The following is a 24787-nucleotide window of genomic DNA, read 5'->3' as shown; positions in this document are numbered from 1 at the left end:
CGGGCAGGTAGCCCGCTGTCAGATTTCGGTGATCGACCAGGTCGATATCAATCCACCCGGGTCAATGTCACATCGATGTTGCCACGGGTGGCGTTGGAGTAGGGGCACACCTGGTGAGCTGCATCGATCAGCTGCTTGGCCTGTTGATCGTCCATGCCCGGCAGAGAGATTTTCAGTTCCACCTCGATCCCGAAGCCTCCGGGAATCTGGCCAATGCCGACTACACCCTCAATAGACGCATCTTCTGGCATGGGAAGCTTGTCCCGGCCAGCGACGAATTTCATGGCGCCGATGAAGCACGCAGAATAACCGGCCGCGAACAACTGCTCCGGGTTGGAGCCTTTGCCGCCGGCACCACCCATTTCTTTCGGTGTTGTCAGCTCAACATCGAGGACGCCGTCCGAGGAGATGGCACGGCCGTCACGGCCGCCGGTAGCTTCTGCTGACGCGCGATAAACAACCTGTTCAATAGACATGTTTTCGACTCTCCTTCGTGCGCATTACAACGCATCGTGTGTTGATGACTTTATTTCATTGTTAATGGTTGCACAAAATTAAATTTTGCACAATGCAAATAGAATATTGTGCCCTCTTCAGAATCTTTTCCGGTTGTTACCATTGGCAGCGGTGGATTTGCTCCCTAAAGTAGAGGAGTTCCCAACGAGTGTGAGTGTGATGCCTGTCATTCAAAAACCTGTTAAAGGCGTAACAATGCCGGCCGCTGATCAGCCACTGGAGCTGCATTCTCCCGAGCAGGCGGGGGCCATGCTGGCGGAATTCATCCACCGGCATCCTGGCCTGATGATATTGACGGGAGCCGGCGTCAGTACCGATTCCGGCATTCCTGACTATCGGGATGGCGATGGCGCGTGGAAGCGCAAACAACCGGTCCAGCATCAGGACTTTATGACGAGCACGATGGTTCGCCAGCGTTACTGGGGGCGAAGTCTCATTGGTTGGCCAATCATTCGCAACGCCAGGCCCAACATCGCGCATCATCGTGTTGCCGAGTTGGAACTTCGCCGCTACAGCCGCCTGCTTGTCACCCAGAACGTGGATCGCCTGCATCAGCAGGCGGGTAGCCGTTCGGTAACGGATTTGCACGGCAGGGCTGACGAGGTTGTCTGCATGGATTGCGGATATCGCTGCAAGCGCGACGAGGTCCACGAGCGTTGCGCGGACATGAACCCGACTTTTGGGCACTATTCCGCCGGCGCCGCGCCGGATGGTGATGCCGATCTGGAAGTGGACTTTTCTGAGTTTCGCATCGCGGACTGCCCCTGTTGCGACGGCATTCTGAAACCGGATGTGGTGTTTTTCGGCGACTACGTGCCCAAAGACCGGGTGACGTCCACACTGGACACGCTCAAGACGTGTGATGGCCTGTTGGTGATCGGCTCTTCGCTGATGGTCTATTCCGGATTTCGATTTTGTCGCTATGCCAAAGAATGGGGTAAACCCATGGCGACACTGAACCTGGGGCGTACCCGTGCCGATTCACTGGTGGACCTGAAGCTTAACGCGGGTATCAGTGACACCCTGGCCTACACCCTCGGCCAGCTCTGACTCTTCGGCATCTACCTATACGCATCTGAAGCTGGTTTCATTAGCTTGCTTAGATGAACGTTCATACATATTCCTACCAGCTTCAACCCGAAAAAGTCCGCGCGGAGTTTTTCCGGCTTCTTCCCATCTCGTTATTTGTGGTGGCCTTTGGTGCTGCCTTCGGATTGGCGGCCATCCAGAAAGGATTGGAGCCACTGCAGGCAATACTCATGAGCACCACGGTATTTGCGGGCGCTTCCCAGTTTGCCGCTGTCGATATGTGGGGTAGCGAGGTGTCGCTGATTCCTTTGATGGCCGTCGTGTTCGCCATTAATTCCCGCCATCTGCTGATGGGGGCCTCCCTGTACCCCATGCTCAGGGATGTGTCCCCGGGTCGGCGCTATGGCTTACTGCTGCTCCTGACCGACGCCAACTGGGCCGTGTCCGCGCAGGAATACCAGAGTGGTAAACGGAACCTGGAGGTTATCCTCGGCGGTGGTCTTGTGCTGTGGGTGGCGTGGATTATCGGAACCTGGCTGGGGGTTTATTTCGGTGGCCTGCTGCAGAATCCCAAGTCTCTGGGCCTGGATATGGTGCTGGGTTGCTTCCTGCTGGCCATGGCACTCGGCGGCAACAAATCCCCCCGAACCCTTGTGGCCTGGACCGTCGCGGCAACCTCATCGCTGGCCGCCTGGAAATGGCTACCGCCCAATACCCACGTGGTTGTCGGTGCGTTGGCAGGTGGCGCTATTGGTTTTTTCTGGATGGAAAAGAAGTCTGAAGCACCGGAATCTGTTGAAGAGGGACGTTCATCATGACGGTTGAAACCACGGTTGCTGGCACTCTGGCCCTGATCGCCATCATGACGCTTGTCACCCTGGCGACTCGCTTCGGCGGTGTGTTCCTGATGTCGTTCGTAACGATCAACCCGCGCATCGAAAGCTTCATCAACACCATGGCCAGTTCGGTGTTGATCGCGATCATCGTCCCCATGGCGGTAAGCGGCGATGCCGGCTCATTGGCAGCACTGGTTGTCACCGCTGTTATTATGCTGGCAACGAAGAAGCCTCTCCCCGCTATCGCAGCCGGTATCGCTGCAGCAGGGCTAGTCCGCTATGCAGGAATCACCGCGCTCTAGGGTTTTCCTCCGAATCAGGGCGAGGCAGGGCAGGTCTCCCAAAAATGTGCGGAGCCATGGATGGCGGAGCCCAAGCGTACATGGATGTATTCAAAGCGTTTTTTGGGAGACCTGCCCTGCCTCGGCCGCCTCAGCGGCACCAGTTTGAGGCACAGCGTCGGTCTCAGGCTCAGAGTTCGAGCCAGACGGTTCATGCATCGGATTGGTGCTGCGGAACGCCAATTCGCCGACTCCGGGGAGTTTGATGCCAAGCGCCAACGGGTTGATGCCCATCGAGAGCCCCAGAATGTTCAATTCCAGTCCTTCCCGAACACCGGCCAGAATACCAAAATAACCACCGAGCGATAGTTGATAACCGCTGCCGCCAGGTACCTCGGACACAACGCCATTTCCCAGATAATCCTTGCCAATCGCGTGGTTGGGCAGGGCCACATCCATTTCCGGAATCTGACGGATCACCCAGGCGACGAAGGTGTTGCTGTTGGGGCCGGGCCAGGCGGTGTATTCCGTTGGGTATGGGTAGCGGTCAATCACCTCATTCAGCTGATCAATAATCCGCTCGGCCTGCTCACCGCGGATATCCGCAATCAACGTCGGCGGCGCGCCATACCAGGCACGATCCGGGTCGTCTGGCCGGGACTGGACCACGTAGTGACGCCAGCCCGTGACTTCATGAACATAATAGCCATCGGCGCCCGTCTCTTTGGTGCTGATCCAGGTATGCAATGAGAAATACCCCCGCCAGTTATAGGCACGGGCCCCGTAGACCTGAACCACCGCCGCTTGCTCCTGCTCCGGGCGTGGGGCAATGCCCGCGCTGGAGCGGTCTGCCGTTCGCCAGCTCCCTGAGTCCTGGAGGCCGGCGCAGGCGGCCAGGAACAGCGGGCCGGCGAGCAGAAGTGACAGTGTCAGGGTGAAACCGATAAAACAGCGTTTGAAGGTTTTCATCTGAATCCGGAAACGTTGAATGACCCATGTTTTGCGATGGTACGACGAAAGAAACTCAGAGTTCATTCATGCCGTAAAGTTCCCGTCGCCCGTGCTCTTGGTCATTTGATGGTCACGGTTTACTGGTATACGCTGAAAATACAGGCATTCGAAGCACTTGCCTGACACTTACAGCCTTGGAACAGGAGGCGTCATGTCCGACCATCATGTTTACAAGAAGGTGGAAGTGGTTGGCTCTTCGAAGAAAAGTATCGAGGATGCCATTGAGAATGCGATTGCCGAATGCAGCAAGAATCTTCGCAACATCGAATGGTTCGAGGTGCAGGAGACGCGCGGCCATGTGGTCGACGGAAAAGTCGGACACTATCAGGTCGTGCTCAAGATAGGCTTCAAGATTGAGGGAAGCTGACATCCGGTGATCTGAGCAAATTTTTGGTAAAACCATGGGAGGTATTCTTATGGGCACTGGACCAAATGCTCTGTTACTGGTTGATGTTCAAAATGATTTCTGCGAAGGCGGCAGCCTGGCGGTGCCTGGCAGTGATGACATTTTTCCGGCGATCAACGGATGGATCGACAAGGCCCAGTCGTCTGGATGGCCGATTCTTGCCAGCCGGGATTGGCATCCGGTGGATCACATAAGTTTCAGTGATCGCGGTGGGCCCTGGCCCGTCCATTGCGTTCAGGACACCCCCGGGGCCGAGTTTCATCGCAACATGGCACTGCCTGACTCGGCCATCCGGGTGAGCAAGGGCACCGCATTCGATACCGATGCCTATTCCGCGTTCGACGCTACCCAGCTGGACAGCTACCTGCGCCGCCACGGCATTCATCGGCTGTTTGTAGCCGGGCTTGCACTGGACGTGTGTGTCCAGGCGACCGTGAGGGATGCGTTGAAGCTCGGCTTCGAGGTTGAGCTCATTACCGATGGAACACGGGCCGTTCAGGCTGATAACGCCCCAGCGGTTTTCAAACAACTGGAAGAGGAGGGCGCGGAACTGTGCTGAAACACCCCCCGGTTGTAAAAGAGACTGACCTGCCTCTGCTGGTGGATCTGTATGAGCTGGCTATGGCCCAGGCGTACTGGTCCGAAGGCATGAACGAGAACGGGGTTTTCAGTCTTTTCTTTCGCACACTTCCTGAGAACCGTAATTTCGTTCTTGCCTGTGGCCAGCAGCACGTGGCCCATATTATTGAATCTCTCGCCTTTACCGACGAACACATAAAGCGCCTGGAATCCCTGGGCAGGTTCCAACCCCGGTTTCTGGACTGGCTGCGGGAATTCCGCTTCAGTGGTTCTGTACATGCGATTGCGGAAGGAACGCCGGTATTCCCTCAGGAACCCTTGCTGGAAGTGGAGGGGCCTGTTGCCGAGGTTCAGTTGCTGGAAAGCCTGGTGATGAACTACGTGCATCTGGAATCTGTGCTGGCCTCCAAGGCGGTCCGCCTGATATTCGCGGCGCAAGGCCGGCCGGTCGTCGACTTCGGGATGCGCCGCACCCATGGTATGGACGCGGCACACCGAGGTGTGCGCGCGTACCGATTCGCCGGCCTGGCCGGAACCAGCAATGTCCTGGCAGGCCTGGATTTCAACATGCCGGTATACGGCACCATGGCACACAGCTTCGTTCAAGCCTGTACAGGTGAGATGGAGGCGTTCAGAACCTATGCCCGGCTCTACCCGGGCACAACACTGCTGGTTGATACCTATGACACCCGCTCGGCGGTGGCGAGGATCATCGATTGGCTGCAAGAAGAACCGGAGGTGCGCATTGGTGGTATCCGCCTGGATTCCGGCGACCTTGCCTCGGACGCTGCTGAATGCCGACGTATGCTGGATGAGGCGGGCCTTGGCGATGTAAAAATCATGGCGAGCGGCGGTCTGGATGAATACAAGATCGCGACACTTGTCTCCGACAACGCCCCCATCGACGGCTTCGGTGTTGGCACTGCCATCGGGGCCTCGAACGACGAGCCGGCATTGGAGCTTGCCTTCAAGCTTACGGAGTACGCGGACCTGCCAAGAATGAAAAACTCCCCTGGCAAGCAGTCGTTCCCAGGCCGCAAGCAGGTCTACCGTCGCCTTGACCCGAACGGCCGCCTCGCGCAGGACGTCGTTGCCGGCCGGGACGAAGTGTTTGATGGCGAGCCGCTGTTGAAGCCGGTCATGAAGCGAGGCCTGATCATCGAAGGCGCCATTCCGACACTGGATAGTCAGGTGGACAATGCGAAGCGGGCGTTGGATGCCCTGCCGAGCCAGCTTCGCTCGCTGGAGCCTGCACATGAAAATCCGGTTGTGATCAGCGACTTTCTCAGGGCATTGCAGCGGGACACGCTGGCAAAGGTCCGGGGCTGACTGAAAGGCAGAGGTGCGAGATTCCGCGTGGCCCGGGATTACCGAAGCATGCGCCGTCTGATGGCGCCAACCAACTGGTTCAGCAGTTCGCGGGATTGGCCCTCGTAAAGCGTGTGAAACTTTTCTTTCTGCACCTCTCGTTCATGGCTGGTGTTCGACGACAGGGAATCCTTGCGCAGATCCATGAAGTGGCAGGCGGCCAGGTGGGCTTTTATATGATTGTCAATCAGTTGCGTAATGAGCCCATCGACGTCGTCATGGCAAAAGGGGCGTACGCGATTGAGGGTACTGCGTGCGTCCAGTGCCGCCTTGCGGGCTTCCAGGCGTAATTCGCCGGCCGGTTCATCAGACTCCACAGAACGCAGGAACATGCCCAGCTTGTCGTGCAATAGCCAGACCAGAGGCCAGATGGCCTCGTAAGCGGCCTTTTCAGCAGAGAACTGCTCACTGGCAATCGGGTTTCTTCCGGCTTCCGTGGAGTCGGGGCCATTGAACTGGGACACGCGTATTTCGTCCATGTCATGCCACAGGCTTTCGACGCGCTGCTTCACGGTGTCACTCTGTTCAGCCGCGGCCCGCCTGGCGGCGGAGGCCGAAAACAGGGCGACAATTGCCACAACGAGTGCGGCAATTGCGATGAAGAACGTCAGCTGTGTTGTCGCGAGAAAGTCGAAAAGGTAGTCCATGTCCATGGCTGCCCGCTCCGGTAAGTGTCTGCACGACCCCTGGCTCGCTACTGGTTCTGCTCGGTCTGTCTGAATGGCAGCGCCTGCAGGGCATCTTCAGTATAGGCCATGACATGCTCCGCTTCTTCGCTGGTAAACCTTTCGATGGCGTCGCGAAAACCGGGGTGCATAACGCCATGCCAGGAATGGGTGATCACCGGCTCAAACCCCCGAACCAGTTTGTGCTCCCCCTGCGCGCCAGCATCGAAGCGTGCCAACCCCAGCTGTATGGCCAGTTCAATGCCTTGATAGTAGCAGGTTTCAAAATGCAGGTGGTCGAATTCCTCCAGGCAACCCCAGTAGCGCCCGTAGAGCGTATCCTCGCCCGTCAGGAATAGCGCACCGGCGATCATCTCACCCTCTTTTACCGCCATGACAAGGTGAAGATGCTCCGCTTGGCGGTCTTTCAGCAGGCGGAAAAAGGCCTTGTTCAGGTATGGCCGCTGGCCCCGTTTCAGGTAGGTGGCCTGGTAAAATACGTGGAAGGCCGCGAGCACATTATCCGGGATATCGTCTCCCGAAAAATGTCGGAATGAAATGCCCTGATCCGCAACCTGTCTTCTTTCCTTGCGGATTGATTTGCGCTTGCGCGACGTCAGCCGGGCGAGAAAGTCCTCGAAGGTGTTGTAGTCGTGGTTGTGCCAGTGGAACTGGCAGCCGATCCGGTGAAGCTGGTCGCTTCTGTCCAGCAGTGCCTGGTCCTGGCGATCCGGGAAAAGCAGGTGCCAGGAGTGGGCCCCCAGGCGTGTGGTGATGGCATCCAGCGCATCGTGGATTCGTGCGGGCGTCATCCACTGGCGAAGGGTTTCCGAAAACAACAGCCGTGGCCCCTGGCAGGGTGTGAACGGAATGGCAATCAGCAGCTTGGGATAGTAATCCATGCCATAGCGCTGATAGGCATCGGCCCAGGCCCAGTCGAAGACGTATTCTCCCATGGAGTGAGCTTTCAGGTAGGCCGGAGCCACTCCGGCAAGCCGGTTGTCCAGGTAGAACGCCAGATGGGCCGGTTGCCAGCCTGTCGCGGTGTTTGTGCAGCCAGACTCTTCCAGTGCAAGCAGAAACTCGTGTTGAAGAAAGGGGTTATAACGGCCGACAAACCCGTTCCAGTCTTGCGGATGGATGTCATCAATCGACTGGACGGGGCGGATTGTCAGTTCTGCGGTACCGGGTTCTGGCATGGTCGGGGCTTCTCCGTGGTTTACCCAGTACCATACGTCAGAACCCGGCCTGTGATCACTGCTCGGAAGTGCTGTTTTCCATGTCTTTGCAGCGCTTTTCCATTTTCTTTTGCCGTTTTTCCATCTTGGCGCTGTGTTTCTCTCGCCTTTCCTCGTGGATCTCGTCCCAGATCTCGCGTTGCTCGTCGGTCAGTTTCAGGCGATCCGCCATGTCGTTGCGGTGCTCTGCCCATTTTTCCTGGCGCTTTTCGTCATTGAACCAGCCTTTGCCCTCGCGCATGTTCTCGCACATCTCGGCTTTGTCGTGTTTGCCGCGGTGGTGTTCGCCGTGGTCCGAGGCCATCGCCATTGGGCTGGTCAAAAGAGTTGCTGCGATCAACGCGCTGGCAATGCGTCCGGAAGTGATGTGTTTCATTGGGTGTTCTCCTGTGTTGTAAATGAGCCTGCTCCAGCAGGCCCGGTCTGAACTCACAGGGACTATGCTAGCGGAGGACGGTGTCAGGCGGCGTCAGCGAACTGTAAAGGTTATGCAAAGGAAAATGATGCAAATCAGTGGGCTTGTGGGAGCGTGTTAGACTGCATTCAGTCACAACGGAGGATTGCCATGCAGAACCGGGTGCTGTTGGTTGAAGACGACGAGGAGTTGCGGGAACTGCTGTCCCGCTATCTGACCAATCAGGGCTTCACCGTAAGAGAAGCCGCAAACGGTCAGGATGGATTGTCACTGGCGCTGGGGCAACACTGCGACCTGGTGGTGCTCGATATCATGTTGCCGGATATCAGCGGCCTGGAAGTGCTGCGTCAGTTAAGGGCAAAAACCCATCTTCCCGTTGTACTGCTGACGGCCCGTGGCGATGAGACGGATCGAATCGTGGGTTTTGAGGTTGGCGCGGATGATTACATACCCAAACCCTGCAACCCCCGGGAACTGATCGCTCGGCTACAGGCGCTGCTTCGCCGAGTTGCCTGGGATCAGGAGGTGGGGATGGATGAATCAAGGGCCTACGGCGACTTGCGGGTCGAGCCGGTTCATCGTCGGATCTACCAGAACGACGTAGCGCTGGACCTGACGGCTACCGAATACGAAGTATTGCAGGTTCTGCTGGCCCATGCCGGCAGTGTGGTACGCAAGACGGATCTTATGCAGTGGGCTCTGGGTCGCCGGCTGGAAGCCTACGATCGCACCCTGGATATGCACATCAGCAACCTCCGAAAAAAACTGGGAAATGATGACCCGCCCCGAATCGAAACCGTACGCGGGCTGGGCTATAGCTATCGGGTGCCGGTATGACCCGGCGGCTCAGATTCCCCCTGTTCTGGCGGATCTTCCTGTCGATCTGGCTGGCTATGGCGATCACAGTGCTGATGAGTAATGTGGCAACCCGTGCCCTGATGGAACGGGAGCGAATGGCCATCGAACGACAGGTCGGTCTGCGGGAGCTGGCGCTGGAGGCTCTGGTGGTCAGGGAAAACGAGGGCCGCGGAGCGGCCTGGCGCTTCCTTAAGGAGCAGGGGCGGAGCCTGGACCTTCACCTGTTACTGATAGACGCAGATCGCCACGACGGAGACCTGCCTTCATCCATCCGCGAGCGGATGAAATCGGGTGGTTGGCACCGGCAGAAACCGGCAGTTATTGAGGTCGGTGCGGACCATCGCCTGGTGGCCTGGCCCCGCCTGGATGGCGAGGGCTGGCTTGATCCCAAGTTGTTCCGTCTCCTGGAACTGGGGCTGGCGTTCGTTATCATCACGCTTGCCTGTTGGTGGATTGCGCGTCTGGTTTCCCGCCCCCTTAAACATATGGAATCCACCGCTCGTGCCATTGCTGGAGGGGACAATGCGCTTCGGGTCAGTGATCGCATCGCGAGTCGACGGGACGAGGTGGGTGCTTTGGCGACAGCCTTCAATGCCATGACCCAGCAACTGTGCAGTTTGCTCGATCGCCAGACACACCTGTTGCGTGATATATCTCACGACCTCCGAACCCCCCTGACGCGGCAACGGATTGCCATTGAGCTGGCCAGTGACGGTAGCGTGGATGCGGATCTGCTGGCCTCGATCCTGCGGCAGAACGAACGTCTGGAAGCGATGACCTCCCAGATCCTGACGCTCTACCGGGTCTCGGAGCAAGGAGGCGATATCGAGCGGGAAGCCGTGCAGCCAGTCGTGGTGATCAATGACGTTCTGAGGGATGCGGCGGACTACGCCGAGCACCGGGGAGTGGATTGCCAGCTTATGGTGGATGAGGGCTGCCGCAACACGTCGTTGTTAGGGGATCGCGGGCTCATCCAGCGTGCGCTGGACAATGTCCTTCAGAATGCCCTGGATCATACGCCGCCGGGAAAGAATGTGCATGTCGCGCTGCGCTGTGATCAACGGCACTTGTTGGTGGAAATACGGGATGAAGGCCCAGGTGTGCCTGAAGACGTTCTGCCCCATCTCTTTGAGCCCTTCTACAGGGCTGACAAGTCCCGCGGGGGCAAGGGGTGGGGGCTTGGTCTGGCTATTGCGAGGGACATTGTTGCCATCCATGACGGCCGGATAGAAGCGCTCAATGGCGAGCCGGGCGGTTTGATGGTGGTGTTGAGATTTCCGCTCTTTACCTCTGGGTGAAGAGGATAGAAAGGCTTGCTGTTGGCCTCATGATGGCTGTGTGTCAGGAACTGGTTTTATGTCCAAGGATTACCCGATACCCGCTGGCTTTCTTGAGCGGGAGACAGAGATCAAAAAGAGTCGGTTTATTGCCCGGGTTGCGCCGGTGTCGTCCCGGGATGAGGTCAAGGCCTGGCTCGAACAGGCCCGGAACGACCACCCGGATGCCCGCCATATCTGCTGGGCCTATCAGATAGGCCGACCCGGCGCGGCCGCCGAAGCCGCCATGAACGACGATGGCGAACCATCAGGAACGGCCGGTAAGCCCATTCTCAGTGTCATTCAGCACAAGGACCTGGGAGACGTGCTGGTGATGGTGATACGGTATTTCGGAGGTATCAAACTCGGGGCTGGCGGCCTAGTCAGGGCCTATGCCGGGGCCACCGAAGCTGTCCTTTCAGGGGTTGAAAGGGTGATCCAGCAACCCATGTCACGAGTAACGGTGACGATGACCTTCGCAGATGAGCAGCCACTCAGGCATTGGTGTGACCAGAACGGTGCCGAGATTGACAATGTTGGGTACGGCGCCGGTGTAACGGCTGACGTAAGCCTGGTGGAAGAGCGGAATCAGGAATTCACGGCGTTTTGCGATGCACGGGGTATGGGTTACCGTTTTGACAGCTAAGGAACCATTTGCGAAACGCTTCGTGTCGACTGTGCGTATACTTTAATAAATGAAGTATGGAAAGAGGCAACCAAGATTATGAAAGCTATCGTTGTGACCCTGTTTTTGATGGCCCTGACGGGCTGTGCCAGCAACGTAGTCACCGATTACGATTCCAACGCGGTCTTCGGTAACTACAGTTCCTGGGCCTTTGCACCGAAGGGGAAGGACCAGTCGTTCACCTCGCTTGATGGTGGTCGGATAGAGAGTGCGGTTGAGCGAGAGCTGAACCGAAAGGCCATGCGTAAAGTGGGCGAAAGCGAGGCGGATCTGCTTGTCACCTGGCAGGTGGTTGAGGAGGAGCGTCTCGAGCGCAGCGGTGTTGGGCTCGGCTTCGGCTTCGGCAGTGGTAACTTTGGCTGGGGGCTGGCGTCGGCTCCGCCAGTGCGTGAAATCCAGGAAGGCAAGCTGGTGGTGGAGCTGGTAGACACGGAGACTGACCGTGTCGTCTGGCGCGCAGCAAGCCGGCGCTATCTGAATGAGAACCAGGCAACCGAGTCGCGGCGGGAGCTGATCGACGAGATTGTCGCGGACATGTTCGAAAAATACCCTCCCGGGGCGTGAGTGTCTCAACAGGGCTCTTAAACAACATGAGGACGTTATGAAGAATCGTTCTGGGGGACTGGTGTTCTCCACGGAACAGGGGCGTATGTGCCCGGACTGTCGCCACCCCGTTGATGAATGTGTTTGCGGGGCACCGGCTCGCCCCTCCGGTGATGGCGTTGTGCGCGTCAGTCGGGAAACCAAGGGGCGCAAAGGAAAGGGCGTTACCTTGATTACCGGTATTCCGATGGACGACAAGGAACTGAAAGCGTTCGCGAAGGTGTTGAAAGCCCGATGCGGAACCGGCGGCACGGTGAAAGAAGGCACCGTGGAGATCCAGGGTGATCAGCGAGACCTGCTGGTGCCCCTTTTGAAGGAAAAAGGTTGGACGGTGAAACGGTCCGGTGGCTGACATTGTATACTCATATGTATACTATGTGGCGTTCTGAACTTGTTCAACCGGAGAAAATGGATGCACGTACTGGTGCTGGGTGCAGGTGTTGTTGGTGTTACAAGCGCATGGTTCCTGAGGCAGCAGGGATATGACGTGACGGTAGTGGACCGGCAAAATCAGGCAGGCACCGAAACCAGTTATGCCAACGGCGGCCAGATATCGGTATCCCACGCCGAGCCCTGGGCCAATCCTTCTGCCCCCCTTGAAGCTACTTAAATGGCTGGTCCGGTCCGATGCACCGCTGCTTTTTCGTCCCCGCCTGGACCCGGTCCAGTGGCGCTGGGCGATGGCTTTCCTGAAGCAGTGCACGGCTTCCCGGGCGGCTTACAACCTTCGGCAGATCGTGAATCTGGGGATCTACAGCCGCGCTCATTTACAAGCGTTGCGCCAGGAGATCGGCATTGAATACGACCACCTCGAGAGAGGCATCCTGCATTTCTACACCAATCCTGAGGAATTCGAATCGGCCCTGAGGCCGGCCCGCATGATGCGAGAACTGGGGTGTGATCGTCAGGTGATTGACACCAACAGGGCCGTCGAACTGGAACCCGCCCTGGCTCCAGTTAAAGAACGGATTGCCGGCGCCACGTACACCGCGGAAGATGAATCCGGTGATGCCCGTCGATTCACTCAGTCCCTGGCGAAAAAGGCTGAGGAAGCCGGTGTGGAGTTCCTCTACAACAGCGAGATCCTGGGGTTCGAGAACACCCAGGATCGTGTTCTCGGAGTCAGTGTTATACGTGAAGGTCGCCACCAGATCCTTCGTGCCGAGAACTACGTGCTGTGCCTGGGTAGCTTCAGCGCTATCCTGGCTCGAAAACTGGGCCTGACTCTGAACATTTACCCAGCGAAAGGCTACTCCATTACGGTGCCGGTGAAGAGTGAGGCCGCTGCCTTCAACGTCAGCCTTACCGACGATGAATACAAGCTGGTGTACTCAAGACTGGGCGACCGCATACGGGTCGCAGGCACCGCGGAACTGAGCGGCTACAACCGGGCACTGAACCTGACCCGCTGCCGAACGATCGTCCGGCGCACCGCAGAGTTGATGCCCGATGCGGGGCACTGGGAAAGGGCCGAGTTCTGGACCGGATTGCGCCCGGCGACCCCCTCCAATGTGCCCTACATCGGAAAGAGCCACTTCGGCAACCTCTACCTGAACACCGGCCACGGCACGTTGGGGTGGACACATTCCTGCGGTTCCGCGGCCGCTTTGGCGGACATTGTGGCTGGTCGCACCCCCGATGTGGATTTTGCGTTTACCGGGCTTTAGTGTTCCTGCAACTGATCCCGAATCAGTTTCTTGTTGATCTTGCCAACGCTGGTTTTCGGTATGTCGTCGACGAAATCAATCTGGTTCGGAATGGCCCACTTATTGATCTCACCGGAATCCACGAACTGCTTCAGGTGGTTCTGGATATCGTCCAATGACGCTTCCTCTCCCGGCTTCAGGGTAACCAGTGCGTGGGGCCGTTCGCCCCATTTCTCGTCGGGCACACCCACCACCGCTGCACCGGCGACGGCTGGATGCTGACTGATCAGGTTTTCCAGATCCAGGGAGGACAGCCATTCACCGCCGGTTTTGATGACATCTTTGATGCGGTCCTTGATCAACAGTGTGTTGTCTGTTTCCAGGCTTGCCACATCCCCCGTGTGCAGCCAGCCACCTTGCCAGAGCTCCTCGCCTTTCTCCGGCTCCTTGAAGTAACTCTGGGTCAGCCACGGTGCCCGGGCAACCACTTCGCCCTTGGCCTCGCCGTCGTGGGGGACCGGTTCGCCCTCTGGATTCACGATTTCCAGTTCCACCATGGGCACGGCAATACCGGTCTTGATGCGCTTGGAGGTCTGCTGCTCCAGGGGCAGTTCCAGATCCTCGGCTGTCAGGTGAGTGGTGCTGAGAAGCGGGCAGGTTTCCGACATGCCGTACCCCGTGTACATGGACACGCCCAGCTTCGCCCCGGCGTCACATAGGCCGCGCGTAAGGGCGCTGCCACCGATCAGTACGTGCCAGTTGCTGAGGTCGGCCGTCTTGATGGATTCGGTTGCCATCATCATCTGCATGACCGTCGGCACACAGTGGGAGAAGGTCACCTTGTGCTCCTTGAGGAGGTCGACCAGCAGTTCCGGTTCATAGCGTCCGGGGTAGACCTGTTTTATGCCCAACATGGTCGCCGCGTAAGGCACGCCCCAGGCGTGTACGTGGAACATGGGGGTCACGGGCATGTAAACGGACGAGGACCTCAGTAGCGGCATCTCATCATACGCAGACAAAGAGCCGGTCATGGCCAGCGTATGGAGAACGAGCTGGCGGTGACTGAAGAAAACACCCTTTGGATTCCCGGTGGTGCCGGTGGTGTAGAAGGTGGTGGCAATGCTGTTTTCGTCGAAGTCCGGGAAGTCGAACGTTGTACCGGCCTTGGCAAGCAGTTGTTCGTATTCGCCGAGTGATGGCAGTGATGTGGTTTTCGCTTGTGCCTCGTCACTCAGTTGGACGTAGTGTTTGACTGTTTTAATCTCGTCCTTCACACCTTCCAGGATGGGCAGGAAGTCGTCGTGGACCATCACCAGGTCGTCTTCTGCATGGTTCATGGTGTAGACGATCTGCTCGGGCGACAGGCGTACGTTCACCGTATGCAGCACGGCGCCAATCATCGGGATGGCAAAGAAGCATTCCAGGTACCGGGGCGTATCCCAGTCCATCACAGCAACGGTATCACCCGGCTTGACACCCGCGTCGGTGAGGGCGTTGGCCAGTCGGTTGATACGTTCAACCAGGTCGGTATAGGTGTACTTGCTGCGGTTGGCGTAAACGATTTCCTGGTCGGGAGAGTACCGGGGGCCGGAAAGAAGCAGTTGTTTGATCAGCAGTGGGTATTGGTGAGCGTTGTCTGCCGGCTTCAGGATGCGGGTCTGTGCCATGGTTCGGTGCCTCTCTCAATTGTTTAATTTATAACGAGAAGAGGGGTAAATCTGACACAGTTTCTGGCTTACGGAAACCTTTAGGCGATAAAAAAGCGCAGATCCGGTGCAGCGGGATTTAAATGGCCCGCTGGTCCCGGTCTGCGCTCTCGATGGGGTGTTCGCGAGAGGTTATTCGCGAGAAATTATTCGTAAGTGCAGAGGTAGGCCGTGTCGATGTCAGTCCGGGCCTTGAAGCTGGCCTGTCCCGCCACTTCAAAAAACTCGCCGGAACCGTAGGTCATCCATTCTTCCATGCCAGGCAGGAGAACGGTCAATACGCCACTGATCACCGTCATGGTTTCTTTCTTGCTGGTACCAAACTCATACTCGCCCGGGCTGATCACCCCCACGGTAGCCGGAAGACTGGAGGTCTGGAAGGCGATGGATTTGGCCTTGCCGTCGAAATACTCGTTAACTTTCAGCATGGGATACGCTCCTCAAAATTGTGGGAGCCTACTATACGGGAATTTTGTGCAACTCCAATGACAAATTTGCCGTTACTGGTCCCAGGTATTTCCACGCGTGTTGTCGGTTGTGGATACGCCGATATGCATCGCCGCCTTTGCCAGTATGTTGGCGCTCACTGGAGCGGTCAGGAAAAGGAACACGGTGATGAGCACTTCGGCAATGCCTATACCTTCTCCTTTGCTGCTGAAGTAGATGACTGAGCTCAACACAATGGCGCCTACGCCCACGGTGGTGGCCTTCGTTGGGCCATGCAGGCGTGTGTAGAAGTCAGGTAGTCGAGCCAGGCCAATGGCGCCGACCAGGGTGAAAAAACCACCGACGATCAGTAACAGTGCAATGGCGTATTCGGCAATGGGACTCATAACGGGGAACCTCTGGTCACAGGATGCTTGCCTTGTGGGTTACTCAATCACGCTGCCGCGCTTCAGGTATTTGGCCATCGCCACGGTACCGACGAAGCCCATCACGGCGATCAGCAATGCGGCTTCAAGATACAGGCGTGTACCCAGCGTTATTCCGAGCAGGACAATCAGCGCGATAGCATTGATGTACAGGGTGTCCAGCGCCAGTACCCGATCCGGCGCATCTGGCCCTTTGATCAATCGATAGACATTCAGTACCGCCGCCAGGACAACCATGGCAATGGTGACGTACAGCGCGATGGTAATCATTGAAACATCTCCTTCAGGCGTGCCTCGTAGCGGGTGCGGATCGCGTTGATCACCTCGTCGTCGCTCTCGGCGTCAAGAGCATGGATCAGCAGCAACGTTCTGTCGTCACTGACATCGGCGCTGACGGTTCCCGGTGTCAGGGAAATGGTGCTGGCCAATATGGAAATGGCCAGCGGATGCGTCAACTCCAGGGGATAGGACACCAGTATCGGTTTGGGTTCTCGGCCGCTGAGTATCAGGCGGGCGACGGAAATGCTGGCCACCAGGATATCGTAGAGGACAAGGACCAGATACGGCGGCAGCTTCCAGGGACGCGCGAAGAAGGGAGGGTCCGGCCAGAAGCCGCGGGTCAATTGTGGAATCATCCAGGCCAGGACCAGCCCCATGACAACACTGGCGCCAGAAACGCCGTCACTCAGGAACTGCCAGACGGCAAACAGGATGAGGCTGAGGTATGGCTGTGGAAAGCTCAGGCGGTCAAGCATTACTTTTCCTCCCCAACCATGGGTTTGCTCAGGATTTCGGTGTAGGCGCTGGTGTCATGGAGCTGTGCCGCCGTATCTTCGGCGTAGCGGCTGATTGGCCCTGCCAGGATGACCATCACGATACTCAGAGAAATCAACGCGCTTGCCGATACAGACAGGGACGGTGTCAGCTTTTGAGGTTCTTCAATATGACCTTCCACGTTGCGCCAGAACACGATACTGCCTGCGCGGCTGTAGGCGATCAGCGTGAAAAAGCTGCCAATCAGCAACACGCTCCAAAGCCAGGCAACATCCGACTCGGTCACTGCCGACTTGAGAATCAGCAACTTGGCAAAAAATCCACTGAGGGGCGGCAGGCCCACGGCAGCCACCGCCCCCATCAGGAATAGCACACTCAGGAAGGTGCGGTTGGCGATCCGTGGCGCAGTGACAATTTTGTCCTGGGCGCTGCCACGTTGGCCATCAACGAGATCGGCCACCAGGAACAGGCCACCGGCCACCCAGGTGGTGTTGAGCAGGTAGAACAATGCAGCGGATGTGCCGGCCACCGTGCCAAACGAAATGGCGGCAAGCAGCGTCCCAACAGAGATAATCACCTGCCAGGCAATCAGTTTCCTCAGGCTCGCGGCACCCAGGGCCCCGATGACCCCCATGGTCAGAGTGATCAGCGCCAATGGGAAGAGCCAGTCCTTACCCAGGCCCGACAGCTCACCTGCCTGGTTGCCAAAGATCAGGGTGAAGACGCGGATAATGGCGTAGATACCCACCTTGGTCATGACCGCAAACAAGGCTGCGACTGGCGCTGTGGCGTTGGAATAGGCGCCGGGTAACCAGAAGCAGAGCGGCAGGATGGCGGCTTTCAGGCCAAAAACCACCAGCAACATCATGCCGCCGGCTTTCACCAGGGGAAGGTTCTCTTCGGCGACCTGCGGAATCTTGACCGCCAGGTCTGCCATGTTGAGCGTTCCCGTTACGCTGTAAATCATGCCGACGGCGATCAGGAAGACGGCAGAGCCCGCTAGATTCAGAACCACATAATGCAGGCCAGGAACGGTTCGGCTGGTGCCTTCGCCATGCATCAGCAAGCCATAGGAGGCAATCAGCAGAACCTCGAACGCAACGAAGAGATTGAACAGATCACCCGTGAGGAAGGCGATGTTCAGGCCAAGTAGCTGAAAAAGGAACAGCCCGTGGAACTGACGGCTGCTCTCGTCGGTACCACCGATGGCATAAATGTGACAAAACAGCGCCAGCACCGCGGTCATGACGAGCATCAGAGCCGCGAGCCGGTCCAGCACCAAAACGATACCGAATGGTGGTTGCCAGTTACCAAAGGCATAGAGGCGATAACTACCGTCGTCGGCGAGAACAAGAAGGACGATCGCAGCAACGAGCATCAGCACTGTGGTGGCAATGGCGAGCGTCCGCCTCAAGGCGATGGGCGCGTATCCCATAAAAGCCTGCAATATGCCGCCGATCAGCGGAATCAGTATGGGAGCAGTCAGCCAGTGGTTCATGTGTTGGCGCCCTCCTGCTCCTGCTTTTGCACAGTGCTGTCCTGTTCTGGAACGCGGCCGTTGACATGGTCGTCGTTGTTGTCGGCAAGGCTGCGCAACGACAGAACAACGACGAAGGCGGTCATGGCGAAACCGATCACAATGGCGGTCAGCACCAGTGCCTGGGGCAGGGGGTCGGAATAGGTTTCCGCGCTGCCGATGATGGGCTGGCCACCGGTCGCCAGCCGTCCCGACGAGAACAGGAACAGGTTAACGCCATAAGACAACATGGTCAGGCCCACCACAACGGGAAAGGTGCGGGCTCTGAGCATCAGGTAAACCCCGGAGGCAGTCAAAGCCCCGATGACCACCGCGAATGCAAGCTCCATTATGAGCCCTCCTTATAGTTGGTACTCTTGATGGCCGAATGGGGCGACAGGCGACCAACGCTGGTCAGTGCCAGCAGTGTGGCGCCGATGACGGTCAGATAGACGCCGAGATCGAAGATTAGCGCCGAGGCGACCTCGAACTTTCCAACCACAGGCCAGTAAACGTAGTCGAACGTGGATGTGAGGAACGGATAGCCGAATGCGAAACTGCCAGCCCCGGCGATCAGTGCAAACAGCAGCCCCAGGCCGATGACGTTGTGGTAGCGGATTGAAATACGGCCCTGGGTCCAGGACATCCCGCTGGCAATGTATTGCAGGATCAACGCCACCGCAGTGATCAATCCGGCGATGAAGCCGCCACCCGGCATGTTGTGGCCGCGCAGGAATATATAGGCGGAGATCATCAGGGCCAATGGCAGCATCGGCCTGGCAATCTGCTGCAGCATCATCGGGTACGCATCCCGCGTCCAGGGATGGCCCTGGCCATCACCCGGAGGCGGGGTCAGGTCGACATTGCGCAGCATTGCGTAAATGCCCAGTGCCGCAATGCCCAGAACCGTGATCTCACCGAGGGTATCGAAGCCACGGAAGTCCACAAGAATGACGTTGACCACGTTGGTGCCACCGCCGCCGGGTTTGCTATTCTCGAGGAAAAACTCCGAAATGGACGTAAACGGCTGTGTCAGCATGGCCAGAGTAATGAGTGTCATACCGATACCAGCCGCGCCAGCGATCAGAATATCCCTGATGCGGCGGCCTTTCGGCGTCTCGATTGGCGTCCAGGACGGCATGTAGTACAGCGCCAGCATCAGCAGGACAATCGTTACCACTTCAACCGACAACTGCGTCATCGCCAGATCCGGAGCTGAGAAGCGGGCAAAGCCGAGGGCAACAAGAAGCCCGACGACGCTGAGCAAAACCAGCGCAAAGAACCGGTCACGATGCACTGCCGCCGTACCCAGGGCCGCAACCACCAGGATGGCAACACCGATAAGCGTGGGCCAGTCCACCGGGCTGAGCCCATTGCTGCCAATGGCAATCCCCAGGTCCCAGAGCGGGAGCACGGCAACCGCAATCACACTGACGATCAGCAACATGGCGTAGCGCTGCAGTGAGCCGTTCTCGATGTAGGCAGTAACGGTATGGGCAGTGTCCGAAATTCGGCTAACGATGGCCTCGAAGACCGCTTTTTCATCAATTTCCTTGAAACGGGCGTGGAAATCGAAAAACCGCTGGCGCTGGGTATACATCAACAGGCCCCCGAAGAAGGCCACGAAACTCATCAGCAGCGGCAGGTTAAAGCCGTGAACAACCGTCAGGTGATACTCGGGAACGTCGCCACCCAGAGTGGCAGACGCTGCAGCATAGAGCAGTGGGCCGACGGAGAACGCCGGGAACATGCCAACCATCAGGCAGGCGAAGACCAGGATCTCAACCGGTATCTTCATGTACCTTGGCGGCTCATGGGGCGGAAAGATAGGCAGGTTGACGGGCCGACCGTTGAAAAACACGTCGTGTATGAACCGCGCCGAGTAGGCAACGGCAAATATGCCGGCCAGTGTTGCAATAAGCGGAGGCAGATAGGCCCACAGGCCGGGAAGATTCAGTTCCAGGGCTTCGGCGAAGAACATCTCCTTGCTCAGGAAACCATTGAGCAGCGGCACACCCGCCATCGACGCTGCTGCCACCATGGCCAGCGTGGCGGTATGAGGCATGTAGCGCCAGAGGCCATTGATCCTGCGCATGTCCCGGGTGCCGGTCTCATGGTCAATAATGCCGGCGGCCATAAACAGGGACGCCTTGAATATTGCGTGGTTGATCACGTGAAAGACCGCGGCGACGGCAGCCAGCTGGGTCCCCATACCGAACAGCAGGGTGATCAGGCCAAGATGACTGACCGTTGAATGAGCCAGGAGGCCTTTCAGATCATGCTTGAACATGGCGACATAGGCGCCAATCAGCAGCGTGGCCATGCCGGTAAAGCTCACCATGTAGAACCACTGTTCGGTGCCGGCGAGGGCCGGGTAAAGCCGGGCCATCAGGAAAATGCCGGCTTTCACCATGGTGGCTGAATGCAGATAGGCCGAAACAGGTGTCGGCGCCTGCATGGCGTGGGGTAGCCAGAAGTGGAACGGGAACTGTGCGGACTTGGTGAACGCGCCCAGCAGTACCAGCGTCAGTGCCACCGGGTACATGCTGTGGTTCTTGATCAGATCCCCGGCGGCGAGAACGTCCTCCAGCTCATAGCTGCCCACGATGTTGCCAATCAGCAGAATGCCTGCCAGCAGTGCCAGGCCGCCACCGCCAGTGACGGCCAGCGCCATCCTTGCCCCGCGGCGGGCGTCCTTCTTGTGAGTCCAGAAGCTGATCAACAGGAACGATGTCAGGCTGGTCAACTCCCAGAAAACCATCATCAGCAACAGGTTGCTCGACAACACGATGCCAAGCATGGAGCCTTTGAAGCACAGCAGAAGCGCGTAGAACTTACCGACGTTCTCGTGGGGCTTCAGGTAGTAGCGGGCGTACAGGATGATCAATAGCCCGATAATCAGGATCAGCAGGGTAAAAAGCAGCGATAGGCCGTCCAGGCGAAAGCTGAAAGACAGCCCGATGGCTGGCAGCCACTCGGTGGTGTGCTGCACGATGCCGCCGTCGGCCAGGATTGCCCAATGGGGGTATAGTGCCGCCAATCCAATGATGGCAGGGACACAGGAAATGACAGCAATTGCCGTGCGTCCGCCCTGGGCGAACAGCGGAGCCGCCAGGGCTCCCAGAAACGGCAGTAAAACGACCAGCGGTAGCGACATCGCAACCTCTTGTTGGCTTTCTTCTTTATGGATGGAGAAGCAAATGTTGCCTGAGTTTAGCCCCCGGTGTCCGTGCTTGCACGGGCAACCATATGAATGGTGGCCAGGATATCAGCAGTGATGGGGTGGATCCGGGAAGTAGGGCAAGCTGCCGCGATGCTTCTTTGCATCAGCAGCGACCGGTGAAAAGCCGGGATGTGTATTAGCCAGGGACCTTGCGGTCGTCATGGTTGCTCCGATAATCAGTTACCCTGGCTGATGATACGTGGCCGTCTACGCAGGTCAAGTACGCTGACCATTTATCCGCGTTCAGAAATCACGGCGGTCCTGGTAGGGTTTGTCGGGAGAGCCGGAATTCCGGGCAACGGCAATGCGCTGGTTAGCCCGCCCGAGTACCTTCTTCTGCAGCTTTGTTTCCCAGTCCAGTGCGGTTCTGTCGGTGGCGTTCCAGCTGCGGTTGAACAACAGCTTGCTGGCGGCGACGGCGTCTGGCGAGCGCTCGGCCAGCTCGCGGGCGAAGTTCATTGCTTCTGCCATGGGATCGTCGCTAACGCGGCTGACCAGGCCCATGGCTTTTGCTTCCGTGCCGTCGAATCGTCGCGCGGTCATGGTCAGTTCCTTGGCCAGATCAATGGGCACCAGTTCCCGCAGGGTCACCGTCAGGCTCATGTCTGGGATCAGCCCCCACTTGCTCTCCATGATGGAGAATTCGCAGTCGCTGGTGGAAAACCGAAAGTCGGCACCCAGCGCAATCTGGAAACCACCACCGAAACAGTAGCCATGGGTAACCGCAATTACCGGTGCCGGCACATCCCGCCATAAATAACCGACATTCTGGGCAAGGTTGCTGATCCTGCGGCCAGGTTTGACCAGCAGCTTGAGGAAATTCACCGGATTCTTCGACACGGTCTTCACATCCAGCCCGGAGCAGAAAGCGTCTCCGGCACCGTTCAGTATGATGGCGCGCACACTGCGGTCTTTCTTCAGGGTTTTGGCCGCCCTGGTGATCGCCTCGAACATGGGCATGTCCAGACCGTTGTATTTATCCGGCCGGTTCAGGGTCACGATGGCGATACCGTCCTCAATCGTGATCAGTACCCGTTCAGAATCGCGTGTGCTCATAGTGTGGGTTCCATGTCATACGTTAGTCGTAGGCCGCTATGCTACCATGTTGCCTCCTGATGAAAACGTCCGCATGAGACGAGACGACCAGACGACCAATCAAAGAGAAACAACATGACCGCAGCCTACCCGAACCTGCTGAAACCCCTCGACCTGGGTTTCACCGAGTTGAAAAACCGCGTGCTTATGGGCTCCATGCATACTGGCCTGGAAGACCGGTTCTGGAACATCCACAAGCTTGCCCGTTATTTTGCCGAGCGTGCGGAAGGCGGAGTGGGGTTGATGGTTACCGGGGGCTTTTCACCCAACTTTGTCGGCCAGCTTTCGCCCCTGGCGTCCACCATGAACCATCGTGGCACCGCCATGCTTCACCGTCATGTCACCAGTGAAGTTCATGACGCTGGCGGCAAGATCTGCCTGCAACTGCTTCATGCCGGTCGCTATGGCTACCAGCCGTTCAGCGTATCCGCCTCGGCCACCAAGGCGCCGATTACGCCGTTCAAAGCTCGCGCGCTCTCCACCAAGGGGGTCGATAAGCAGATTGATGACTTCGTCAGCGCCGCGAAACTGGCGAAACTGGCCCGTTATGACGGCGTTGAGGTTATGGGGTCGGAAGGGTATTTCATTAACCAGTTCCTGTGTGAGAGAACCAATAAGCGTACTGACAAATGGGGCGGACCGTTCGAGAACCGCATGCAGTTGCCGGTGGAGATCGTTCGCCGCATGCGGGAAGCGGTCGGCCCCGAGTTCATTATCATTTACCGCCTGTCGATGCTGGACCTTGTAGAAGGCGGGCAGACCTGGGACCAGGTGGTGCAATTGGGCAAGGCCATCGAAAAAGCCGGTGCCACCATTATCAATACCGGTATCGGCTGGCACGAAGCCCGAGTGCCAACGATCGTGACGTCGGTGCCACGGGGCGGTTTTGCGGATGTGACCGCCAAGTTTTACGGCGAAGTGGACATTCCCGTGTGCACCACCAACCGCATCAACACCCCGGAGAAAGGCGAGGAAATCCTCGCGGCGGGCAAGGCCGATATGGTGTCCATGGCGCGACCGTTGCTGGCGGATTCGGAATTTGTGCGCAAGGCCGAGCAGAACCGTAGCGACGAAATCAACACCTGTATTGCCTGCAACCAGGCCTGTCTGGATCACGTGTTCCAGCTCAAGCGGGCGTCCTGCCTGGTGAACCCGCGCGCCTGTCACGAAACCGAACTGGTCCTGACGGTGGCTCCGGTCAGCCGCCGCGTGGCGGTGGTCGGAGCCGGTCCTGCCGGTTTGGCCGCCGCGACCACTGCCGCCAAGCGGGGTCACAAAGTGACGCTGTTTGAAGCGGATGACAAAGTTGGCGGCCAGTTCAACTACGCCAAGCGCATCCCCGGGAAGGAAGAGTTCTATGAAACGCTGCGTTACTACCAGCGCCAGATCGAAATTCTGGGTATTGAACTGAAGCTCAATACCCGCGTGGATGCCGATGTATTGGGAGAGCAGGGCTTTGACGACGTGATCATCGCCACGGGCGTGAAACCGCGTACGCCAAGAATTGATGGCATCGACCACCCGAAGGTGCTCGGTTACCTCGATGTTCTGCGCCACAACAAGCCCGTAGGCCAGTCAGTAGCGGTGATAGGTGCCGGTGGTATCGGCTTCGATGTCAGCGAGTTCCTCACTCACGAATTCGGTCATCACCCCGAGGGAGAGCAGGTCAGCATGGCAGACTGGCAGGCTGAGTGGGGCGTTGATCCGCAATTCGACGGGCCGGGCGGCCTGGCTGAGCGCAAGCCGACATCGTCACCCCGCAAGATCTACCTGATGCAGCGGAAAACCAGCAAAGTCGGCGGTGGTCTGGGCAAGACCTCTGGCTGGGTACATCGCAACAGCCTCAAGCACCGTGACGTTGAGATGCTGAGAGGGTGTAGTTACGAGAAAATTGATGATGACGGTCTGCATATCACGCTGTCCGACAAGGACGGTAAGGTCACCGAGAGCAAGGTTCTGGCGGTAGACAACGTCATCATATGCGCAGGTCAGGAGCCTTTCCGGGCGTTGTTTGATGATTTGGTCAATCGGGGTATTCAGACCCACCTGATAGGTGGTGCGGACGTGGCCGAAGAGCTGGACGCCAAGCGTGCTATTCGGCAGGGGACGGAAGTGGCTGCCCGGATCTGACCGGGTGGACAATTTTGGT

General features: G+C 57.9%; 26 protein-coding genes and 1 pseudogene. 13 read left to right on the top strand and 14 right to left on the bottom strand.

Annotated features, from left to right (window positions below):
* Positions 1-47: 47 nt before the first annotated feature.
* On the bottom strand, positions 48-476 hold the full coding sequence (locus B2590_RS14240) for an organic hydroperoxide resistance protein (protein WP_075197036.1): 429 nt from the start codon (positions 474-476) through the stop codon (positions 48-50).
* Between the two features lie 235 nt (positions 477-711).
* Between B2590_RS14240 and B2590_RS14235 the strand changes: the two genes are divergently transcribed.
* The 3 genes from B2590_RS14235 to B2590_RS14225 are packed head-to-tail and all read left to right on the top strand — an operon-like array spanning position 712 to position 2683.
* Positions 712-1566: an NAD-dependent protein deacetylase gene (locus B2590_RS14235; protein ID WP_087148971.1), complete on the top strand. Its 855-nt coding sequence runs from the start codon at positions 712-714 to the stop codon at positions 1564-1566.
* A 53-nt stretch (positions 1567-1619) separates the two neighbouring features.
* The gene (locus B2590_RS14230; protein WP_085679660.1) at positions 1620-2363 is read left to right on the top strand and encodes an AzlC family ABC transporter permease; all 744 of its coding nucleotides are present in this window, start codon (positions 1620-1622) and stop codon (positions 2361-2363) included.
* Positions 2360-2683 carry an AzlD family protein gene (locus tag B2590_RS14225; protein WP_036209492.1) on the top strand — a complete coding sequence of 108 codons (324 nt, stop codon included), beginning with the start codon at positions 2360-2362 and terminating at the stop codon, positions 2681-2683. Before B2590_RS14230 ends, B2590_RS14225 begins: the two co-directional genes overlap by 4 nt.
* 90 nt (positions 2684-2773) lie before the next feature.
* Here the strand turns inward: B2590_RS14225 and B2590_RS14220 are convergent, their stop codons facing one another.
* Positions 2774-3631, bottom strand: a complete 858-nt coding sequence (locus tag B2590_RS14220; protein WP_213479515.1) for a DUF3750 domain-containing protein — start codon at positions 3629-3631, stop codon at positions 2774-2776.
* Positions 3632-3824: 193 nt separating this feature from the next.
* Between B2590_RS14220 and B2590_RS14215 the strand changes: the two genes are divergently transcribed.
* Genes B2590_RS14215 through B2590_RS14205 form a run of 3 tightly spaced genes read left to right on the top strand, consistent with a single transcriptional unit; the run spans position 3825 to position 5987 of the window.
* Positions 3825-4040 (top strand): dodecin, encoded by a 216-nt coding sequence (locus tag B2590_RS14215; protein WP_007154494.1) that lies wholly within the window; start codon positions 3825-3827, stop codon positions 4038-4040.
* 49 nt (positions 4041-4089) lie between these two features.
* Positions 4090-4638 carry an isochorismatase family protein gene (locus B2590_RS14210; protein WP_136633209.1) on the top strand — a complete coding sequence of 183 codons (549 nt, stop codon included), beginning with the start codon at positions 4090-4092 and terminating at the stop codon, positions 4636-4638.
* On the top strand, positions 4632-5987 hold the full coding sequence (locus B2590_RS14205) for a nicotinate phosphoribosyltransferase (RefSeq protein WP_286810298.1): 1356 nt from the start codon (positions 4632-4634) through the stop codon (positions 5985-5987). The genes B2590_RS14210 and B2590_RS14205 overlap by 7 nt, the downstream gene beginning before the upstream one ends.
* 38 nt (positions 5988-6025) lie before the next feature.
* Here the strand turns inward: B2590_RS14205 and B2590_RS14200 are convergent, their stop codons facing one another.
* The 3 genes from B2590_RS14200 to B2590_RS14190 are packed head-to-tail and all read right to left on the bottom strand — an operon-like array spanning position 6026 to position 8305.
* Positions 6026-6679 (bottom strand): hypothetical protein, encoded by a 654-nt coding sequence (locus tag B2590_RS14200; RefSeq protein WP_036209499.1) that lies wholly within the window; start codon positions 6677-6679, stop codon positions 6026-6028.
* 41 nt (positions 6680-6720) lie between these two features.
* Entirely contained in the window at positions 6721-7890 is a 1170-nt protein-coding gene (locus B2590_RS14195; protein ID WP_213479517.1) for a GNAT family N-acetyltransferase, read from the bottom strand.
* A gap of 55 nt (positions 7891-7945) precedes the next feature.
* Complete coding sequence (locus B2590_RS14190; protein WP_213479518.1) at positions 7946-8305, bottom strand: hypothetical protein; 360 nt, start codon at positions 8303-8305, stop codon at positions 7946-7948.
* Between the two features lie 189 nt (positions 8306-8494).
* Here B2590_RS14190 and B2590_RS14185 point away from each other — a divergent pair, with 189 nt between their 5' ends.
* The 6 genes and pseudogenes from B2590_RS14185 (at position 8495) to B2590_RS14160 (ending at position 13473) form a co-directional block, all read left to right on the top strand.
* Positions 8495-9181 carry a response regulator transcription factor gene (locus B2590_RS14185; RefSeq protein WP_199447177.1) on the top strand — a complete coding sequence of 229 codons (687 nt, stop codon included), beginning with the start codon at positions 8495-8497 and terminating at the stop codon, positions 9179-9181.
* A complete protein-coding gene (locus B2590_RS14180; RefSeq protein ID WP_213479519.1) occupies positions 9178-10500 on the top strand; it encodes a sensor histidine kinase in 1323 nt (440 codons plus the stop codon). The genes B2590_RS14185 and B2590_RS14180 overlap by 4 nt, the downstream gene beginning before the upstream one ends.
* Positions 10501-10558: 58 nt before the next feature.
* The gene (locus B2590_RS14175) at positions 10559-11164 is read left to right on the top strand and encodes a YigZ family protein (RefSeq protein WP_286810293.1); all 606 of its coding nucleotides are present in this window, start codon (positions 10559-10561) and stop codon (positions 11162-11164) included.
* Between the two features lie 78 nt (positions 11165-11242).
* On the top strand, positions 11243-11767 hold the full coding sequence (locus B2590_RS14170; protein WP_286810292.1) for a DUF4136 domain-containing protein: 525 nt from the start codon (positions 11243-11245) through the stop codon (positions 11765-11767).
* Between the two features lie 37 nt (positions 11768-11804).
* The gene (locus B2590_RS14165; protein WP_036209515.1) at positions 11805-12158 is read left to right on the top strand and encodes a translation initiation factor Sui1; all 354 of its coding nucleotides are present in this window, start codon (positions 11805-11807) and stop codon (positions 12156-12158) included.
* 60 nt (positions 12159-12218) lie between these two features.
* Positions 12219-13473, top strand: a pseudogene (locus B2590_RS14160) (D-amino acid dehydrogenase).
* Here B2590_RS14160 and B2590_RS14155 read toward each other — a convergent pair.
* The 9 genes from B2590_RS14155 to B2590_RS14115 all read right to left on the bottom strand — a co-directional run bounded on the left by B2590_RS14155 (position 13470) and on the right by B2590_RS14115 (position 22599).
* A complete protein-coding gene (locus tag B2590_RS14155; protein WP_286810291.1) occupies positions 13470-15119 on the bottom strand; it encodes a fatty acid--CoA ligase in 1650 nt (549 codons plus the stop codon). The pseudogene B2590_RS14160 and the gene B2590_RS14155 overlap by 4 nt on opposite strands.
* 185 nt (positions 15120-15304) lie before the next feature.
* Positions 15305-15586, bottom strand: a complete 282-nt coding sequence (locus tag B2590_RS14150) for a pyrimidine/purine nucleoside phosphorylase (RefSeq protein WP_007154483.1) — start codon at positions 15584-15586, stop codon at positions 15305-15307.
* 72 nt (positions 15587-15658) lie between these two features.
* Positions 15659-15991, bottom strand: a complete 333-nt coding sequence (locus tag B2590_RS14145; RefSeq protein ID WP_286810290.1) for a Na+/H+ antiporter subunit G — start codon at positions 15989-15991, stop codon at positions 15659-15661.
* Positions 15992-16030: 39 nt separating this feature from the next.
* Positions 16031-16300, bottom strand: a complete 270-nt coding sequence (locus B2590_RS14140; protein WP_075197051.1) for a K+/H+ antiporter subunit F — start codon at positions 16298-16300, stop codon at positions 16031-16033.
* Positions 16297-16785 (bottom strand): Na+/H+ antiporter subunit E, encoded by a 489-nt coding sequence (locus tag B2590_RS14135; RefSeq protein ID WP_286810308.1) that lies wholly within the window; start codon positions 16783-16785, stop codon positions 16297-16299. The genes B2590_RS14140 and B2590_RS14135 overlap by 4 nt, the downstream gene beginning before the upstream one ends.
* Positions 16785-18302 (bottom strand): monovalent cation/H+ antiporter subunit D, encoded by a 1518-nt coding sequence (locus B2590_RS14130; protein ID WP_286847961.1) that lies wholly within the window; start codon positions 18300-18302, stop codon positions 16785-16787. Before B2590_RS14130 ends, B2590_RS14135 begins: the two co-directional genes overlap by 1 nt.
* Positions 18299-18670 carry a Na+/H+ antiporter subunit C gene (locus B2590_RS14125; RefSeq protein WP_075197054.1) on the bottom strand — a complete coding sequence of 124 codons (372 nt, stop codon included), beginning with the start codon at positions 18668-18670 and terminating at the stop codon, positions 18299-18301. The genes B2590_RS14130 and B2590_RS14125 overlap by 4 nt, the downstream gene beginning before the upstream one ends.
* Positions 18670-21477 (bottom strand): monovalent cation/H+ antiporter subunit A, encoded by a 2808-nt coding sequence (locus B2590_RS14120; protein ID WP_085679695.1) that lies wholly within the window; start codon positions 21475-21477, stop codon positions 18670-18672. Before B2590_RS14120 ends, B2590_RS14125 begins: the two co-directional genes overlap by 1 nt.
* Before the next feature lie 309 nt (positions 21478-21786).
* Positions 21787-22599 carry a crotonase/enoyl-CoA hydratase family protein gene (locus B2590_RS14115; RefSeq protein WP_075197056.1) on the bottom strand — a complete coding sequence of 271 codons (813 nt, stop codon included), beginning with the start codon at positions 22597-22599 and terminating at the stop codon, positions 21787-21789.
* Between the two features lie 114 nt (positions 22600-22713).
* Between B2590_RS14115 and B2590_RS14110 the strand changes: the two genes are divergently transcribed.
* Positions 22714-24768, top strand: coding sequence for an NADPH-dependent 2,4-dienoyl-CoA reductase (locus tag B2590_RS14110; RefSeq protein WP_041332370.1), 2055 nt, complete (start codon positions 22714-22716; stop codon positions 24766-24768).
* Positions 24769-24787 lie beyond the last annotated feature (19 nt).

The organism is Marinobacter sp. UBA3604 (genome assembly GCF_002375325.1).
Lineage (GTDB): Bacteria > Pseudomonadota > Gammaproteobacteria > Pseudomonadales > Oleiphilaceae > Marinobacter > Marinobacter salarius.
The sequence above is the reverse complement of the archived record's forward strand: the minus strand, read 5'-3'. Positions and strand labels throughout refer to the sequence as shown.

Coding starts and splice junctions, on each gene's coding strand:
- B2590_RS14195 (WP_213479517.1), bottom strand. CDS start 7,890: ATGCCAGAACCCGGTACCGCAGAACTGACAATCCGCCCCGTCCAGTCG.
- B2590_RS14155 (WP_286810291.1), bottom strand. CDS start 15,119: ATGGCACAGACCCGCATCCTGAAGCCGGCAGACAACGCTCACCAATAC.
- B2590_RS14145 (WP_286810290.1), bottom strand. CDS start 15,991: ATGAGTCCCATTGCCGAATACGCCATTGCACTGTTACTGATCGTCGGT.
- B2590_RS14235 (WP_087148971.1), top strand. CDS start 712: ATGCCGGCCGCTGATCAGCCACTGGAGCTGCATTCTCCCGAGCAGGCG.
- B2590_RS14180 (WP_213479519.1), top strand. CDS start 9,178: ATGACCCGGCGGCTCAGATTCCCCCTGTTCTGGCGGATCTTCCTGTCG.
- B2590_RS14190 (WP_213479518.1), bottom strand. CDS start 8,305: ATGAAACACATCACTTCCGGACGCATTGCCAGCGCGTTGATCGCAGCA.
- B2590_RS14210 (WP_136633209.1), top strand. CDS start 4,090: ATGGGCACTGGACCAAATGCTCTGTTACTGGTTGATGTTCAAAATGAT.
- B2590_RS14170 (WP_286810292.1), top strand. CDS start 11,243: ATGAAAGCTATCGTTGTGACCCTGTTTTTGATGGCCCTGACGGGCTGT.
- B2590_RS14130 (WP_286847961.1), bottom strand. CDS start 18,302: ATGAACCACTGGCTGACTGCTCCCATACTGATTCCGCTGATCGGCGGC.
- B2590_RS14150 (WP_007154483.1), bottom strand. CDS start 15,586: ATGCTGAAAGTTAACGAGTATTTCGACGGCAAGGCCAAATCCATCGCC.
- B2590_RS14165 (WP_036209515.1), top strand. CDS start 11,805: ATGAAGAATCGTTCTGGGGGACTGGTGTTCTCCACGGAACAGGGGCGT.
- B2590_RS14175 (WP_286810293.1), top strand. CDS start 10,559: ATGTCCAAGGATTACCCGATACCCGCTGGCTTTCTTGAGCGGGAGACA.
- B2590_RS14240 (WP_075197036.1), bottom strand. CDS start 476: ATGTCTATTGAACAGGTTGTTTATCGCGCGTCAGCAGAAGCTACCGGC.
- B2590_RS14185 (WP_199447177.1), top strand. CDS start 8,495: ATGCAGAACCGGGTGCTGTTGGTTGAAGACGACGAGGAGTTGCGGGAA.
- B2590_RS14140 (WP_075197051.1), bottom strand. CDS start 16,300: ATGATTACCATCGCGCTGTACGTCACCATTGCCATGGTTGTCCTGGCG.
- B2590_RS14215 (WP_007154494.1), top strand. CDS start 3,825: ATGTCCGACCATCATGTTTACAAGAAGGTGGAAGTGGTTGGCTCTTCG.
- B2590_RS14220 (WP_213479515.1), bottom strand. CDS start 3,631: ATGAAAACCTTCAAACGCTGTTTTATCGGTTTCACCCTGACACTGTCA.
- B2590_RS14225 (WP_036209492.1), top strand. CDS start 2,360: ATGACGGTTGAAACCACGGTTGCTGGCACTCTGGCCCTGATCGCCATC.
- B2590_RS14135 (WP_286810308.1), bottom strand. CDS start 16,785: ATGCTTGACCGCCTGAGCTTTCCACAGCCATACCTCAGCCTCATCCTG.
- B2590_RS14125 (WP_075197054.1), bottom strand. CDS start 18,670: ATGGAGCTTGCATTCGCGGTGGTCATCGGGGCTTTGACTGCCTCCGGG.
- B2590_RS14120 (WP_085679695.1), bottom strand. CDS start 21,477: ATGTCGCTACCGCTGGTCGTTTTACTGCCGTTTCTGGGAGCCCTGGCG.
- B2590_RS14110 (WP_041332370.1), top strand. CDS start 22,714: ATGACCGCAGCCTACCCGAACCTGCTGAAACCCCTCGACCTGGGTTTC.
- B2590_RS14200 (WP_036209499.1), bottom strand. CDS start 6,679: ATGGACATGGACTACCTTTTCGACTTTCTCGCGACAACACAGCTGACG.
- B2590_RS14230 (WP_085679660.1), top strand. CDS start 1,620: ATGAACGTTCATACATATTCCTACCAGCTTCAACCCGAAAAAGTCCGC.
- B2590_RS14115 (WP_075197056.1), bottom strand. CDS start 22,599: ATGAGCACACGCGATTCTGAACGGGTACTGATCACGATTGAGGACGGT.